15 protein-coding genes are annotated in these 14,482 nt (G+C 72.3%); 10 read left to right on the top strand and 5 right to left on the bottom strand.

Going from position 1 to position 14,482, the window contains the following annotated elements; translation table 11 throughout:
* The first annotated feature begins 70 nt into the window (after nucleotides 1-70).
* A complete protein-coding gene (locus ACFVV1_RS06425) occupies nucleotides 71-607 on the top strand; it encodes a hypothetical protein (protein WP_389986335.1) in 537 nt (178 codons plus the stop codon).
* A gap of 10 nt (nucleotides 608-617) precedes the next feature.
* Here ACFVV1_RS06425 and ACFVV1_RS06420 read toward each other — a convergent pair whose 3' ends face one another.
* From ACFVV1_RS06420 to ACFVV1_RS06405, 4 genes are all read right to left on the bottom strand, one after another.
* A complete protein-coding gene (locus ACFVV1_RS06420; RefSeq protein WP_389985361.1) occupies nucleotides 618-992 on the bottom strand; it encodes a hypothetical protein in 375 nt (124 codons plus the stop codon).
* A 69-nt stretch (nucleotides 993-1,061) separates the two neighbouring features.
* Entirely contained in the window at nucleotides 1,062-1,526 is a 465-nt protein-coding gene (locus tag ACFVV1_RS06415; protein ID WP_389985358.1) for a roadblock/LC7 domain-containing protein, read from the bottom strand.
* A 38-nt stretch (nucleotides 1,527-1,564) separates the two neighbouring features.
* Entirely contained in the window at nucleotides 1,565-2,341 is a 777-nt protein-coding gene (locus ACFVV1_RS06410; RefSeq protein ID WP_389985355.1) for a transcriptional regulator, read from the bottom strand.
* Nucleotides 2,338-2,760 (bottom strand): hypothetical protein, encoded by a 423-nt coding sequence (locus ACFVV1_RS06405; RefSeq protein WP_389985353.1) that lies wholly within the window; start codon nucleotides 2,758-2,760, stop codon nucleotides 2,338-2,340. The genes ACFVV1_RS06410 and ACFVV1_RS06405 overlap by 4 nt, the downstream gene beginning before the upstream one ends.
* 261 nt (nucleotides 2,761-3,021) lie before the next feature.
* Here ACFVV1_RS06405 and hutU point away from each other — a divergent pair, with 261 nt between their 5' ends.
* The 4 genes from hutU (at nucleotide 3,022) to hutI (ending at nucleotide 8,751) form a co-directional block, all read left to right on the top strand.
* Complete coding sequence (gene hutU, locus ACFVV1_RS06400) at nucleotides 3,022-4,680, top strand: urocanate hydratase (RefSeq protein ID WP_389985350.1); 1,659 nt, start codon at nucleotides 3,022-3,024, stop codon at nucleotides 4,678-4,680.
* Between the two features lie 209 nt (nucleotides 4,681-4,889).
* Nucleotides 4,890-6,098 carry an allantoate amidohydrolase gene (locus tag ACFVV1_RS06395; RefSeq protein ID WP_389986332.1) on the top strand — a complete coding sequence of 403 codons (1,209 nt, stop codon included), beginning with the start codon at nucleotides 4,890-4,892 and terminating at the stop codon, nucleotides 6,096-6,098.
* The gene (locus ACFVV1_RS06390; RefSeq protein WP_389985347.1) at nucleotides 6,089-7,474 is read left to right on the top strand and encodes a formimidoylglutamate deiminase; all 1,386 of its coding nucleotides are present in this window, start codon (nucleotides 6,089-6,091) and stop codon (nucleotides 7,472-7,474) included. Before ACFVV1_RS06395 ends, ACFVV1_RS06390 begins: the two co-directional genes overlap by 10 nt.
* 104 nt (nucleotides 7,475-7,578) lie before the next feature.
* Nucleotides 7,579-8,751: an imidazolonepropionase gene (hutI, locus tag ACFVV1_RS06385; protein ID WP_389985344.1), complete on the top strand. Its 1,173-nt coding sequence runs from the start codon at nucleotides 7,579-7,581 to the stop codon at nucleotides 8,749-8,751.
* A 155-nt stretch (nucleotides 8,752-8,906) separates the two neighbouring features.
* Here hutI and ACFVV1_RS06380 read toward each other — a convergent pair whose 3' ends face one another.
* Entirely contained in the window at nucleotides 8,907-9,911 is a 1,005-nt protein-coding gene (locus tag ACFVV1_RS06380) for an RNA polymerase sigma factor SigF (protein WP_389986329.1), read from the bottom strand.
* 292 nt (nucleotides 9,912-10,203) lie between these two features.
* Here ACFVV1_RS06380 and ACFVV1_RS06375 point away from each other — a divergent pair, with 292 nt between their 5' ends.
* From ACFVV1_RS06375 to ACFVV1_RS06355, 5 genes are all read left to right on the top strand, one after another.
* A complete protein-coding gene (locus ACFVV1_RS06375; RefSeq protein ID WP_389985341.1) occupies nucleotides 10,204-10,572 on the top strand; it encodes an STAS domain-containing protein in 369 nt (122 codons plus the stop codon).
* A 204-nt stretch (nucleotides 10,573-10,776) separates the two neighbouring features.
* Nucleotides 10,777-11,292: an ATP-binding protein gene (locus ACFVV1_RS06370; protein WP_389985338.1), complete on the top strand. Its 516-nt coding sequence runs from the start codon at nucleotides 10,777-10,779 to the stop codon at nucleotides 11,290-11,292.
* Between the two features lie 224 nt (nucleotides 11,293-11,516).
* A complete protein-coding gene (locus tag ACFVV1_RS06365; protein WP_389985336.1) occupies nucleotides 11,517-12,185 on the top strand; it encodes a peptidase in 669 nt (222 codons plus the stop codon).
* Nucleotides 12,186-12,273: 88 nt separating this feature from the next.
* Nucleotides 12,274-13,299 carry a hypothetical protein gene (locus ACFVV1_RS06360; RefSeq protein WP_389985334.1) on the top strand — a complete coding sequence of 342 codons (1,026 nt, stop codon included), beginning with the start codon at nucleotides 12,274-12,276 and terminating at the stop codon, nucleotides 13,297-13,299.
* The gene (locus ACFVV1_RS06355) at nucleotides 13,296-14,447 is read left to right on the top strand and encodes a hypothetical protein (protein WP_389985332.1); all 1,152 of its coding nucleotides are present in this window, start codon (nucleotides 13,296-13,298) and stop codon (nucleotides 14,445-14,447) included. The genes ACFVV1_RS06360 and ACFVV1_RS06355 overlap by 4 nt, the downstream gene beginning before the upstream one ends.
* The last annotated feature ends 35 nt before the right edge of the window (nucleotides 14,448-14,482 follow it).

Below are 14,482 nucleotides of genomic sequence, written 5' to 3'. Positions count from 1 at the left end.
CCAAGAAGGATCAGAAGGAGCTGTGGAGAGGGGTACGGACGTGGGGCGCGGAGCGCAGTCGTTGGCGAGGGTGGCCGTGATCGTACGGGCCGGAGCCGCACCGTTGTGGTGGCCGGGGCTGCTCGCCGCGGCGATCGGCGCACTGGTGCCGGGACTCACCGGGCGCCGGATCGGGCTGCTGGCCGGGGCGGCGCTGTTCTTGATCACGGCGGCCGCGGTGGCGCTCGTACGCGGGCGGCGGTACGCGGAACTGGCCGGGGGCGCCACCCGCGCCGGGCGGTCCGACTTCCTCCAGGACCGGGCCGTGACCGTACGCAACTGGCGGCGCGGGCACCGGTGGTGGCTGTTCGGGGCGTTCCTCGTAGCTGTGGCGAGCGCGTTCCTGCTGCCCGGGGCCGGCGGGCTGGTGCTCGCGGGTGCGGGGGCCGGACTCTGGATCAAGGCCATCCGGATCGGGCAGCGCGAGCGCCGGGACGACGCCCTGTACTGGGTGCGGACCGACTGGGTGGAGCGCGGCCGGCCCGCGGGCAAGCGGGTGAAGGGGTATCGGACGACCGGGCCGATGGCGGGTGACGCCGCGCCCGGCGGGGCGCGGCGTCGGCGCTGAGGCCGCCGGGTCAGACCTCCAGTTCGGCCTCGATCCGCTTCAGCTGGTGGCGGGCCATCGCCAGGTTGGCGCGGCCCTTGTCCAGCACCAGGTACAGGAAAAGGCCGTTGCTGCCGCGGGCCTTGAGCAGCCGGATCAGGTGGTACTGGGTGCCGAGCGTGATCAGGATGTCCTCGATCTCGTCCTGGAGGCCGAGGTGCTCCATCGTGCGGAGCTTGGCGCGTACGACATCGGTGTTGCCCGCGGCCGCGACCTCCAGGTTGAAGTCCTTGCCGCCGCCGAGGGTGCCCAGCGCCATTCCGCTGGTGTAGTCGACAAGGGCGACACCGAGGGTGCCCTCGATCGACGTCATCGCTTCCTTGAGTGACGCTTCGGTGTTCGACATGCGTGCTCGTTTCCTTTCCTGGCCGGCCGGGTCGACCGGATCCTTGGGTTGTCTCCGGGGCATGTGGTGTTACGTGCGGCGCGGCAGCGGGCCGGGCCGCGGGGTGGGCTGCTCGGGGGCGCGGGCCGGGGGTGCCGGGTGGGCGGCGCGTTCCAGCGCGGTGTCGATCAGTTCGCCGATGCGGGAGCCTGCCCGGCGGCCCTCCAGATGGAGCCTGCCGACGTTGATCCGGTCCTCGGCCAGCAGCGTGAGGACGGCCGAGGAGCCTGCGGCGTACGTCGCGATGTAGCCGGTCCCGCCCCGTACGAGAAGTTCGCGGAAGCCGCCCCGGCCGGTCGCGTCCGTCATCCGGATCGCGACGCCGAGCGCGGCCGCGGTCAGTGCGGCGACGCCCTCCGCCTCCACGCCCGGGGTGTCATGGGCCAGGACGAGACCGTCGGTGCTGGCCGCCAGGGCGCCGGAGAGGAGCGGGACCCGGGCCCGTAATCGCTGGAGTTCGGCCAGCACATCCTGCGCTTCGGCCTCGGGCACCATCAGCTGTCTCCTCCCGGCACGCTGTCTGAGCGCGCGTATCACAGGGCCTCCAATGCGTCTCGGAGCCGGCGCAGCAGCGCGACGTCGGGGTCGGCCGTGACCTCCGGAAGCGCGATCCGGCCGGGGGCGGCCGCGGCCGGCAGCTCCCGTACCGCTTCGACCAGTCCGGCCGCGGCCAGGCGGTGCAGATCGACCAGGACATGGAACGCCGGCCTGCCCAGCTCCTGGGCGATGTCCGATGCGGTACGTGCCCCGTCCACGAGATCGAGCACGCGGCGCCGGCCCGGCGGAACGGGTGCGTCGACGGAGCGGCCCGTCCGTACGAGCGGTGCGCTGTCGGCCACCGCGTCGGGCCAGATCCGCTCCAGCAGCTCCCGGCGCCGGAGCGTCTCGCGCTGCACGGCATCGACGGGGACGGGGCGGACGGGGCCGATCCAGTGGGAGACCCCGTAGCGGAAGCGGGCCGGGGTGCGGGTGGGGGCGAGCGCGAAGAACGCCGCGTCGTACAGCGCGCCCAGGTGGCACAGCTCCAGCGCCCCGCCCGGCACCCGCCCGCTGTCCACCAGATAGCGGCCGACCCGTTGCCCGGCGCCCGCCCTGGCGACCGCCTCCCACCAGCCGTCGCGGTGCAGGGCGCCGCCCGTGGTGAGCAGGACGTCGATACCGGGTGTCGCGGGGCTCTCGGCGTGCACCACCTGGCCCTCGGCGAGGTACAGGGTGCCGCGGTCGCGCATCAGGGCGCCGGTGGCACGCTCGGCGGCGAGGCGCTGCAGCATGGGGGAGAGGGGCGCGACCGGGGCGGGAGCGGTTCTCATGCCAGGACCAGACGCTGGGCCATCTCGCCCAGCCGTATCCGGGCGAGGGCCAGATTGCCCTCCGCGCGGTCGAGCCAGAGATGGACGAAGACGCTGCTGTCGAAGGCCGTCTCGACGAAACGGAGGATGTGGTACCCGGCCCGGGTGGTGACGATGACGTCTTCGACCGGGGGCGGCGCTCCCCCGACCGCCCCTTCGGGTAACGCGGTGGACGGTCCGGTGGCCTCCCGTGCGAAGGCGGGCTGCTCGGCCGCCATCCGCGCGACCTCGGCCGTCTCCGCGGCGGTCGCCTCGTGGTCGCCGTTGGGTGATTCGCCGATGGTGCCGAGGGCGAGGCCGCTCGTCCAGTCGACCACCGCGGCGCCGCGGGCGCCGGGCAGCCTCATGACTTCGAGCAGGCACTCGTCGATTCCGGGCACGCGCAATCCCCTCCCGACGTGGCGTACGGCTGTGACCCAGAGGCTACGCAACGTGCTTGCCCCAGGTGGCGGTTCTGGCATTTTCCATGGGTACATGCGCAAGGGATCTTCGGAGCGCGGGCTGGAGGTGCGCCGGGGCGCCCTGTGCGTGGGGCGGCCGGGTGCTGCGTCCTCCCGGCATCCGCGCGGAACTGTTGACTACGAGTATTCAGGCCATCAGGATGTGAATAGAAGATTTACAATTCGCGAGGAGGCATCGCCATGTCAGGACCCCGCCCCGTACGGGCACCGCGCGGTACGGAACTGAGCGCCCTGGGATGGCAGCAGGAGGCCGCCCTGCGCATGCTGCAGAACAACCTCGATCCCGAGGTCGCCGAACACCCCGACAAGCTCGTCGTCTACGGCGGCACCGGGAAGGCGGCCCGCGACTGGCGCTCGTTCGATGCCATGGTGCGTACGCTGCGGACGCTCAAGCAGGACGAGACGATGCTCGTCCAGTCCGGCCGTCCGGTCGGCGTCATGCAGACGCACGAGTGGGCGCCGCGCGTCCTGATCGCCAACTCCAACCTGGTGGGCGACTGGGCGAACTGGGAGGAGTTCCGCCGCCTGGAGGCGCTCGGGCTCACCATGTACGGCCAGATGACCGCCGGATCGTGGATCTACATCGGCACGCAGGGCATCCTGCAGGGCACCTACGAGACGTTCGCCGCCGTCGCGGCCAAGAAGTTCAACGGGACGCTGGCCGGCACGATCACCCTGACCGCCGGACTCGGCGGCATGGGCGGCGCCCAGCCGCTCGCCGTGACCATGAACGACGGTGTCGCGATCTGTATCGACTGCGATCCGCGCGCCATCGAGCGCCGGATCGAGCACCGCTACCTGGACGTGCGCGCCGACTCCCTGGAGCACGCGCTCCAGCTCGCCACCGAGGCCCGGGACGCCCGCAAGCCGCTCTCCATCGGCCTGCTGGGCAACGCGGCGGAGCTGCTGCCGCGGATGCTCGCCGAGGGTGCGCCGATCGACATCGTCACCGACCAGACCAGCGCGCACGACCCGCTCTCGTACCTTCCGCTCGGCATCGACTTCGACGACATGGCCTCGTACGCCGCCGAGAAGCCCGCCGACTTCACGCAGCGCGCACGCGAGTCGATGGCCAAGCACGTCGAGGCGATGGTCGGCTTCATGGACGCCGGGGCCGAGGTCTTCGACTACGGCAACTCCATCCGCGGCGAGGCGCAACTCGTCGGCTACGACCGGGCGTTCGACTTCCCCGGGTTCGTGCCCGCGTACATCCGGCCGCTCTTCTGCGAGGGCAAGGGGCCGTTCCGCTGGGCGGCGCTCTCCGGCGAGGCGTCCGACATCCACAAGACCGACCGGGCGATGCTCGAACTCTTCCCGGAGAACGAGTCACTGCACCGCTGGATCAAGATGGCCGGTGAACGCGTCCACTTCCAGGGACTGCCCGCCCGGATCTGCTGGCTCGGCTACGGCGAGCGCGACCGGGCCGGCGAGCGGTTCAACGACATGGTGGCCTCCGGCGAGCTGGCCGCCCCGCTGGCCATCGGGCGCGACCACCTGGACTGCGGCTCCGTGGCCTCCCCGTACCGGGAGACCGAGGCCATGCTCGACGGCTCCGACGCGATCGCCGACTGGCCGCTGCTGAACGCCATGGTCAATGTGGCGTCCGGGGCCTCCTGGGTCTCCATCCACCACGGCGGCGGCGTCGGCATGGGGCGCTCCATCCACGCCGGGCAGGTGACCGTCGCCGACGGTACGAAGCTGGCGGGCGAGAAGATCCGCCGGGTGCTCACCAACGACCCGGGCATGGGCGTCATCCGGCACGTCGACGCCGGGTACGACATCGCGGAGTCGGTCGCCGCGGACAAGGGCGTCCGCGTGCCGATGACGGAGGGTCAGTGACCGGGGAAGGGAACGGGACCGGGACCGCCGACCAGGCCGGGGCCGCCGGTGCCGCGAACCAGGCCGGGGCCGCCGGTGCCGCGAACCAGGCCGGGACCGCCGGTGCCGCGAACCACGCCGGGGCCGCCGGGACTGCCGGACGCGGCGCCGCGACCGGGGCCGGTACCTTGCCGTCCGGGGGCGGGGACAGGACACCGTCGTTCCAGGCCATGTGGCGGGAGCTCGCGCCCATCGGCCGGCATCAGGACAGCGGCGGATATCGCCGCTACGCCTGGACCGGGGCCGACGCCGACTGCCGTGCCTGGTTCCGGGCGCAGGCCGAGGCGCGCGGGCTCACCTACGAGGTCGACCGGAACGGCAATCAGTGGGCCTGGCTCGGCGACCCCCGCGCGGGGGACGCCGTCGTCACCGGATCGCACCTCGACTCCGTACCGGACGGCGGCGCCTTCGACGGGCCGCTCGGTGTGGTCTCCTCCTTCGCCGCCCTCGATGAACTCCGGCGCAGGGAAGCGCGGTTCACCCGGCCGCTGGCCATCAGCAACTTCGGCGACGAGGAGGGGGCCCGCTTCGGGCTCGCCTGTGTGGGCTCCCGGCTCGCCGCCGGGCAGCTGACCGTCGAGGCGGCGCACCGGCTCACCGACGCCGACGGCATCACGCTGCCGCAGGCCATGGAAGCGGCCGGATACGACCCCGACGCCATCGGCCCCGACCCCGAACGCCTCGCCCGTATCGGCGCGTTCGTGGAACTCCACGTCGAGCAGGGGCGTGCCCTCGACCTCACCGGCGACCCGGTCGGCATCGCCTCCGCGATCTGGCCGCACGGGCGCTGGAGGTTCGACTTCCGGGGCGAGGCCAACCACGCGGGCACCACCCGGCTGGCCGACCGGCGCGACCCGATGCTCACGTACGCCGAGACCGTGCTGGCCGCCCGCCGCGAGGCGGAGCTCGCCGGCGCCCTCGCCACCTTCGGCAAGATCGCCGTCGAGCCGAACGGGGTCAATGCGATCCCCTCCCTCGTCCGTGGCTGGCTCGACTCCCGCGCCGCCGACCAGGACCGCCTCGACGCCGTGGTCGGCGGCATCGAGCGGGCCGCCCGGGAACACGCCGAGCGGGCCGGGATCGACCTCGATGTCGTACGGGAGTCCTTCACGCCCGTCGTGGAGTTCGAGCACGCCCTGCGCGACGAACTCGGCAAGATCCTGACGGGCCGGGGCGACGTCGAGCGCGCCGTACCCGTCCTCGGCACCGGCGCCGGACACGATGCGGGTATTTTGTCCGCTTCGGTCCCGACCGCCATGCTGTTCGTACGGAACCCCACCGGGATCTCGCACTCGCCGGCCGAGCACGCCGCCGAGGACGACTGCGTGGCCGGGGTGACCGCACTCGCCGACGTACTGGAAGGTCTCGCGTGCAGCTGACAACGGAGTCGACGGGCCGGCCCGTCACCGTGACGTACTGGTTGTCCCACGCCTGGCTCGGCACCCATGTCGAGCCGGGCGTCGCCCTGGACGTGTCCGGCGGGATCATCGCGGGCGTCCGCACCGGCGTCGGCACGCCGCCGCCGGGCGCCACCGTGCTGCGCGGGCTCACCCTTCCCGGGCTCGCCAACACCCACTCGCACGCCTTCCACCGAGCCCTGCGCTCCACCGTGCAGGTCGGCTCCGGCACCTTCTGGACCTGGCGCGAGACCATGTACCAGGTCGCCTCCCGGCTCACCCCCGACTCGTACTACGACCTCGCCCGTGCCGTGTATGCCGAGATGGCCCTGGCCGGCATCACCGCGGTCGGCGAATTCCACTATCTGCACCACGCGCCGGGCGGCACCCCGTACAGCAACCCCAACGCGATGGGCGAGGCACTGATCGCGGCTGCGGGCGAGGCCGGTATCCGGATCACGCTGCTGGACACCGCCTACCTCTCCGCCGGATTCGGCCGGCGCCCCACCCAGTACCAGCAGCCCGACCAGCACCAGCTGCGTTTCTCCGACACCACCGCGGACGCCTGGGCCGAACGCGCCTCCCTCCTCAAGGGCAGCGACCACGCGCTGATCGGCGCGGCCATCCACTCCGTGCGCGCCGTCCCCGCCGCGCAGCTCGCCACCGTGGCCGCGTGGGCCGAGGAACGGCAGGCACCGCTCCATGTCCACCTCTCCGAACAGACCGCGGAGAACGACGCCTGCCTCGTCGCCCACGGCTGCACCCCCACCCGGCTCCTCGCCGACCACGGGGTCCTCGGCCCGCGCACCACCGGCATCCACAACACCCACCTCACCGGCGAGGACATCACGCTTCTCGGCTCCTCGGCGACCGGCACCTGCATGTGCCCCACCACGGAACGCGACCTCGCCGACGGAATCGGCCCCGCCCCCGCCCTCCAGCGCGCCGGCTCGCCGCTCTCCCTCGGCAGCGACAGCCACGCCGTGATCGACCTCTTCGAAGAGGCCCGGGCGATGGAGCTCAACGAGCGCCTGCGCACCCGGGCGCGCGGTCACTGGACAGCGGCCGCCCTGCTGCGCGCCGCGACGGCCGACGGACATGCCGCACTCGGCCGGCCGGAGGCGGGCATCCTCGAACCCGGCGCGCCCGCCGATCTGGCGACCGTCGCCCTGGACTCCGTCAGAACAGCGGGACCGGTGCCCAGGCTCGCTGCCGAAACAGCCGTATTCGCCGCCTCCGCAGCCGATGTGCGGCACACGGTCGTAGCAGGCCGGCACATCGTCCGCGACGGGCAGCACACCCTGGTCGGGGACGTCCCCGCAGCGCTCGCCTCGGCCGTCGCCGCACTTCACCGCTGACCACCCCGCCGCCCCGGAGGCCCATCGACGGACCGCCGCCCCGGAGACGGCCCACCGGCAGACCGCCGCCCCGCAAGCCGATACACAAGGAGAGCAGTCTCCCGATGACGACGACCGCCATCACCAACATCGCCGGCCTGGTCACCAACGACCCCTCCCTGCGCGCGGATTCCCCCCTGGGCCTGATCCAGGACGCGGCCGTCGTCATCGAGGGCGACCGGGTCGTCTGGACCGGTGAATCAAGCAAAGCACCCGCCACTGACAACGCCGTCGACGCGGGCGGCCGGGCAGCGATCCCCGGCTTCGTCGACTCCCACTCCCACCTCCTGTTCGCGGGCGACCGCACCGAGGAGTTCAACGCCCGGATGTCCGGCCGCGCCTACAGCGCGGGCGGCATCAGGACCACGGTCGCCGCCACCCGCGCCGCCACCGACGACGAACTCTCCGCCAACGTCGCCCGCTACCTCGCCGAGGGACTGCGCCAGGGCACCACCACCTTCGAGACCAAGTCCGGCTACGGCCTCACCGTCGAGGACGAGGCCCGCGCCCTGCGCATCGCGGCTCAGCACACCGAAGAGGTCACCTACCTCGGCGCCCACATCGTCTCCCCGGACTACGCCGACGACCCGGCCGGCTACGTCGACCTGGTCACCGGAGCGATGCTCGACGCTTGTGCCCCGTACGCCCGTTGGGTCGACGTCTTCTGCGAGAAGGGCGCCTTCGACGGCGACCAGGCCCGCGCCGTCCTCACCGCCGGCCGCGCCAAGGGCCTGCACCCCCGCGTCCACGCCAACCAGCTCGGCCACGGCCCGGGCGTCCAGCTCGCGGTCGAACTCGACGCCGCGTCCGCCGACCACTGCACCCACCTCACCGACGCGGACGTCGACGCCCTGGCCCAGGGCAACACCGTCGCCACCCTGCTCCCCGGTGCCGAGTTCTCCACCCGCGCCGCCTGGCCGGACGCCCGCCGCATCCTCGACGCGGGCGCCACCGTCGCGCTCTCCACCGACTGCAACCCGGGCTCGTCGTTCACGTCCTCCATGCCCTTCTGCATCGCCCTCGCCGTACGCGACATGGGCATGACCCCGGACGAGGCCCTCTGGTCCGCCACCGCGGGCGGCGCCGCGGCCCTGCGCCGTACGGACATCGGCCGCATCGCCCCCGGCGCCCGCGCCGACCTCGTCCTCCTCGACGCACCCAGCCATGTCCACCTCGCCTACCGGCCGGGCGTCCCGCTGGTCCACGCGGTCTGGCGGCGCGGCGAACGCGTCGCCTGAACCGGTACGGCTTCCGAAGGCCCGTGACACGCCGTCACACATGCGGAAGGACCCGCCCGTTGTTCCGGGCAGGTCCTTCCGCAAAGGGCTCGCGATGCGCCCAAGGGGCTCGCGACGCGGCGCGCGGGTGTTCCGCGGGCGTGCGAGGTGCCCGTTCACTCCTCCAGCGTCAGGCCCTTCCGGAGCTTGACCAGCGTGCGGGAGAGCAGCCGCGACACATGCATCTGGGAGATGCCCAGTTCCTCACCGATCTCCGACTGCGTCATGTTGGCGACGAACCGGAGCGAGAGGATCGTGCGGTCCCGGCCCGGCAGCGAGGCGATCAGCGGCTTCAGGGACTCGACGTACTCGATGCCTTCGAGCCCGTGGTCCTCGTAGCCGATCCGGTCCGCCAGCGCGCCTTCGTGGTCGTCCGCCTCGGGCTTGGCGTCCAGCGAACTCGCGGTGTACGCGTTGCTCGCGGCCATGCCCTCGACGACCTCGTCGTTGGTGATGCCGAGGCGGTCGGCGAGCTCGCCCACGGTGGGTGAACGATCCAGCTGCTGGGCGAGCTCGTCGCCCGCCTTGGCCAGGTCGAGCCGCAACTCCTGCAGTCGGCGCGGGACGCGCACGGACCAACTGGTGTCGCGGAAGAAGCGCTTGATCTCGCCGACGATGGTCGGCATCGCGAACGTCGGGAACTCCACGCCCCGGCTGAGCTCGAAGCGGTCGATCGCCTTGATCAGGCCGATGGTGCCGACCTGGATGATGTCCTCCATCGGCTCGCTGCGGGAGCGGAACCGGGAAGCGGCGAACTTGACCAGGGCCAGGTTCAGTTCGACGAGCGTATTGCGTACGTACGAGTACTCGTGGGTGCCCTCTTCGAGGGACTCGAGCCGCTCGAAGAGCGTCTTCGACAGAGCCCTGGCGTCCAGGGCCCCCACTTCGTCGTAGGGCGGGATCTCGGGCAGTCCTTCGAGACCGTCGGTGACGCCGTGGCCGTCGACCGTGCCGACAGCGGTGCTGCTGATCGTGCTGGTGGGGGTGGTGCTGGTCGTGGTGCCAGCGCTGGTGCGCGTGCCGTTTCCGGCGTTCGCGGCAGGGGAGTCTGAGTGGGTCGGTCCCTGAGGACATGCTGACGTCGCGTCGTGGGTACGCGGTTCGTCGAGCCGGGGTGACATGGTCTCCTCCATCGTTCTCGGCATATGGCTGCCGATGCCCATACGTGTTCCTGCGGTGAAGCGGCGCCTCCGAAGCCGGCCGTGTTTTGGGTGTCCCCCTACCCTTACCCGGTCCGGACAGGCAGTTACAAGCGCCAAATGTTGCTGTATGTCCGGTTTGTTGAGGTCTTCGGCTACCCACGTGGCGTACGGAACGCGTACTGTTTCAAGAACGTCAGCGACGGCTACAACGAATCTGCGCACGCGGAGATGCAGGCAGTGACGCAGGCAGTGACGACGAAGAGGGACGGGCATGGACCGCGGGACGGTCGGCAGTGCGAACCGGGGTCGGCTTCATGTCGAGGCCCGAACCGAGGGGCGCAGCGAGGTCGTGACGCCGGTGGGTGAGCTGGATCACCACACGGCGGATCTGCTGCGGGAACCCCTGGAGAGCGCGGTCGAGCAAGGGCGAGTACGCCTGGTGGTCGACTGCTCGCGACTCGAATTCTGTGATTCCACCGGGCTGAACGTGCTGCTCGGTGCCCGCCTCAAGGCGGAGGCGGCCGGGGGAGGGGTCCATTTGGCCGGAATGCTGCCGGTGGTGGCGCGGGTCTTCGAGATCACCGGGGCCGAGGCGGTCTTCACCGTCCACGACTCCCTCGAAGCGGCCCTGGACATCTGATCGAGGCGCGTTTCGCGACCCCGGGGGCCTCATGTGTTGCCCGTGTCACGCGAGCCGCGTAGGCGAAGTGGGTGTTGTCGCGATTCGGCCGGGCAGAAGACACCGGGCGGAACCGTGAAAGAGCCGCTCACTCCGTATCTGTACGTGTATCTGTACTTGTAACTGTTCAATGGCGACATGGTGAATCGGTGAGGTGAAGCGCTGATGAGCACCACCCGGCAGCATCCGCCGGGCGACCTCGGCCGCGAGCCGGAGGGCGCCGGCACGGGCGCGGACGCGGGTGCCGGTGCGGCCTCCCCCGAGCCGGTCGAGCGGCAGTGGCGCACGTTGTCGCTGCGGGGGGCCGCCGGCATCGTGCCGACGGCCCGTGACTTCGCCCGTCAGGCGCTTCACGACTGGGGCTGGCTTCCCGCGACGGGCGCCGACGGACGGGCCGCGGCCGAGGACGTCCTGCTGGTCGTCTCCGAGCTGGTCACCAACGCCTGTCTGCACGCGGACGGCCCCGAGGAGTTGCGTATCGCCTGCACGGCGAAGGTGCTGCGGGTGGAGGTCGTCGACTCGGGTGCGGGGCAGCCCGCGCCGCGCACCCCGCACCGGGCCGGCCGGCCCGGCGGGCACGGCATGTTCATCGTGCAGCGGCTCTGCCTGGACTGGGGCGTCCTGCGGGTGACGGGCCGGGCCGGCAAGACCGTCTGGGCGGAGCTGGCGGCCCCGGCGTAGTTCCGCGTCCGGGCCCCGCGGGGTTCCTGGTCCCGCCCCGCGCGCCCCCTTCGTCCGCGCCCCGCGTCGTTCCACGTCCGGTCCCGGGGCGTACGGCCCCGTATGTGCACCACGGAAGAGCGCGCCGGATCGGCGCGCTCTTTGTCTTCCCTCCACAAGGCCTCGGGCGTACCTTGAGCGCCCGATCTGATGTGTCGTCAGTTAAGTGGTGAGGGGAACTCAAGGTGTCCTACCAGAAGCGAACAGCTCTCGCGCTGGCGTCCGCGCTGGCGGGCGCGGTGGTGCTGATGGCCGCGCCCGCCGCCCACGCCACGGTCGTGGATGTCAACTACCAGTGCAAGACCCCGATCGGTGACAAGGGGGCCGTTTCTCCCATCGACATCAAGAGCGTCAAGAGCGGCAGCGGCTACAAGCTCACGATGTCCTTCCAGAAGGGTGTCTCGTCCAGCCCCGTCGAACTCGGCAAGGGCGCGATGAGCCCCAGCGCGGTCATCAAGGTGGGAGGCGCCGACCAGGGCCAGGTCCAGGTCTCCGGTGCGCCGAACTCCGCGGCCATACCCGCCAACACCCCCATCAAGATCAGTGACCTGTCGGGTACGTACACCCCGAAGAAGAGCGGCAAGACCGAGTTCACCGCCGGTGTGCTCACCATCAAGGCGCTCGGTACGACCACGACCTGCACCCCCTCCAACAACCCGGGGCCGTCGCTCCAGCTCGACGTGACGGCCGCGGGCAACGGGCAGAGCGCCCCGGACAACGGCGGGCAGCTGCCGAAGACCGGCCCGCTCGACTCGGCGGTGGCGCTCGGCACGCTCGGCGGCACGGTGCTGCTGGCCGGTGCGGCCGGGGTGCTCTGGCTGACCAGGCGCGGGCAGGGGGCCGTGGGCCGATAGGGCGTCAGGGTGCTTCTTCCGGACCGGCCGGATCCGGAAGATGCCCCGGTCCACGAGCCGGCCGCCGTCACGCACCAGGGAGCCGCCCATGCCGTCGCCGCCCGGTCACGCCGCCCGACTCGTCCTCGTCGGCCGACTCGCCCTCGCCGTACTGCTGTTCACCTTCGCCCCGACCCTCGTGGCCGGTGCCGAGGCCCGGACGCCGACGCCCGCGAGTACCGCGTCGTGGACGGCGCAGCCCGCGGTGAGCGGTTCCGGTACGGGCGGCGGCAGACCGTACTTCTATCTGGAGGGCCCGCCCGGCACCGTTCTCCAGGACCGGCTGTCCGTCACCAACCCCGGTACGGCCCCGGTCACCGTACGGCTGCGCGGGGCGGACGCGTACAACGCGGAGGACGGCGGCTTCGCGGTACGCGAGGGCAAGGGCTCCACCGGGACCGGAGCCTGGCTGCGGACCGCCGCCGCCGAGGTGACCGTGCCGGCCCGGACCCGTGCCGAGGTGCCGTTCTCCGTCACGGTGCCGACGGGTGCGACGCCCGGCGACCACCCCGGTGCCCTCGTCGTGCGGAGCGGCGACCGCTCGGTCGGTGTGCGCATCCAGCTACGGGTCGGCGGGCCGACGCTGGGCGCGCTCACCGTGGAGGACGTCACCGTGTCCGGGCGGACCATCCACTACACGCTGGTCAACCGCGGCAACACGGTCCTGGCCCCGCGGATCGCCGTCGGCGCCGACGGGGTGTTCGGGCGGCGGCTGCTGTGGCGCGAGGCCCGCGCACTGCCGGTGGAGCTGCTGCCCGGACAGCGCGTCAGGCTCGGCGAACCATGGCGGGGCGCCCCGGCGCTCGACTCGGTGACCGTACGGCTGCGCGTCACGGCGGCGGGCGGCGCGCACGGCGAGGCGACGGCCCGCGCGGTCTTCGTCCCGTGGGTTCCGATGACCGGCGGCGCGCTGCTGCTCCTGGCAGCCGTCGCCGCGTACGCCTACCGGCGCCGGCGCGCACGCATCCGACCACCGGACGACGGCGACGGCGGCAGCAGCTCGCCCGGACAGTCCCCGGCAGATCAACAGCATTCCGAGAGCAGGCACGTGGTGAGGGCGGGAGCGGAATCGTGACTGGACAGGCCGGACCGGCAACACTACGCAGCGGCAGCCACCGGCGGGCCGCCGCGCCGCGCGGCGTGCCGCTGCTCGCCGCGTTGCTCGGTGCACTGCTGCCCGCCCTGCTGATGCTCTCCGCGACCGGCGCCGACGCGGCGGGGCCGACAGCCGCGGACGCCAAGCCCGTGGTCACCCTCTCCGAGCAGCAGGCGGGCAAGGGCGGCGAGATCACCGTCAAGGGCAGCGGCTGGCGCCCCAACACGCTCCTGATGATGCTGATCTGCGGACAGGCCACCCCGGACCGCGGAGTGATCGGCGGCACCAACTCCTGCGCCAACGCCGAGGGCCGTGCCGTCACGACCGGCACCAAGGGCGACTTCGGCAAGAAGATGCCCGTCGCCGAGCCGCCCGCACCCTGCCCCTGCGTGGTGCATGTCGCCACCGTCACCGGGGAACAGGCCACCGCCGACGCCGTGTTCGTCGTCGCGGGCCACCCGGTCGCCGCGCTGCCGAAGGAGACCGAGGGCGGCAGGCTCGCGGTGCTGGCCACCACCCGGCTGGAGGGCGACAGCGGAATCCTCACCTGGTTCGGCGCCCCGCCCTCCCGCCAACTGGTCTTCACCGTAGGCAACGTGGGGTCAGCTCCCGTCAAGGACCCGGTCTTCCGGATCGGCACCGCGCACGGCGTCCTCGCCCCGCAATGGGAGGAACGGCAGTGGCGCGGCACCATCGAGTCCGGCCGCAAGGCGCAGATCAAGCTGCCGGTCGAACTGGCCGCGGGCGCTCACGGCGACTACCAGGTCTCGCTGAAGTACGGCAGCAAGGTGCTGGCCGAGCAGCCGTGGGGGGTCGGCCGCCCCTGGGGCGTCACCCTCTTCTGGATCCTGCTGTGCGTCGTCGTGCCGGCCGCCGTGTTCCGGATCGGCATGGCGATCGTCGACAGGGTTCGGCCCCGCACCTCGCGCACCCCGGCCCGCACCAGGCGCCACCGCCACCCGCCACCGGCCGGGGCGACGGCCCGGCTCCCGAAGCTGCGCCGCGCACCGGGGCCCGCCGGGAGCCCTGCGGCCGCGCCCCCGCCCACCACCACGGCCGCCCTGCCGTGGTTCACACCGGATTCCGCACCGTCAGAGAACAGACCGACGACGAAGGGACATTCGTGAGTACGCAACGGAGGACGGTCGCGGCGGGAGTCGCG

It is taken from the genome of Streptomyces sp. NPDC058092, assembly GCF_042884935.1.
In the GTDB taxonomy this organism is placed as follows: domain Bacteria; phylum Actinomycetota; class Actinomycetes; order Streptomycetales; family Streptomycetaceae; genus Streptomyces.
The sequence above is the reverse complement of the archived record's forward strand: the minus strand, read 5'-3'. Positions and strand labels throughout refer to the sequence as shown.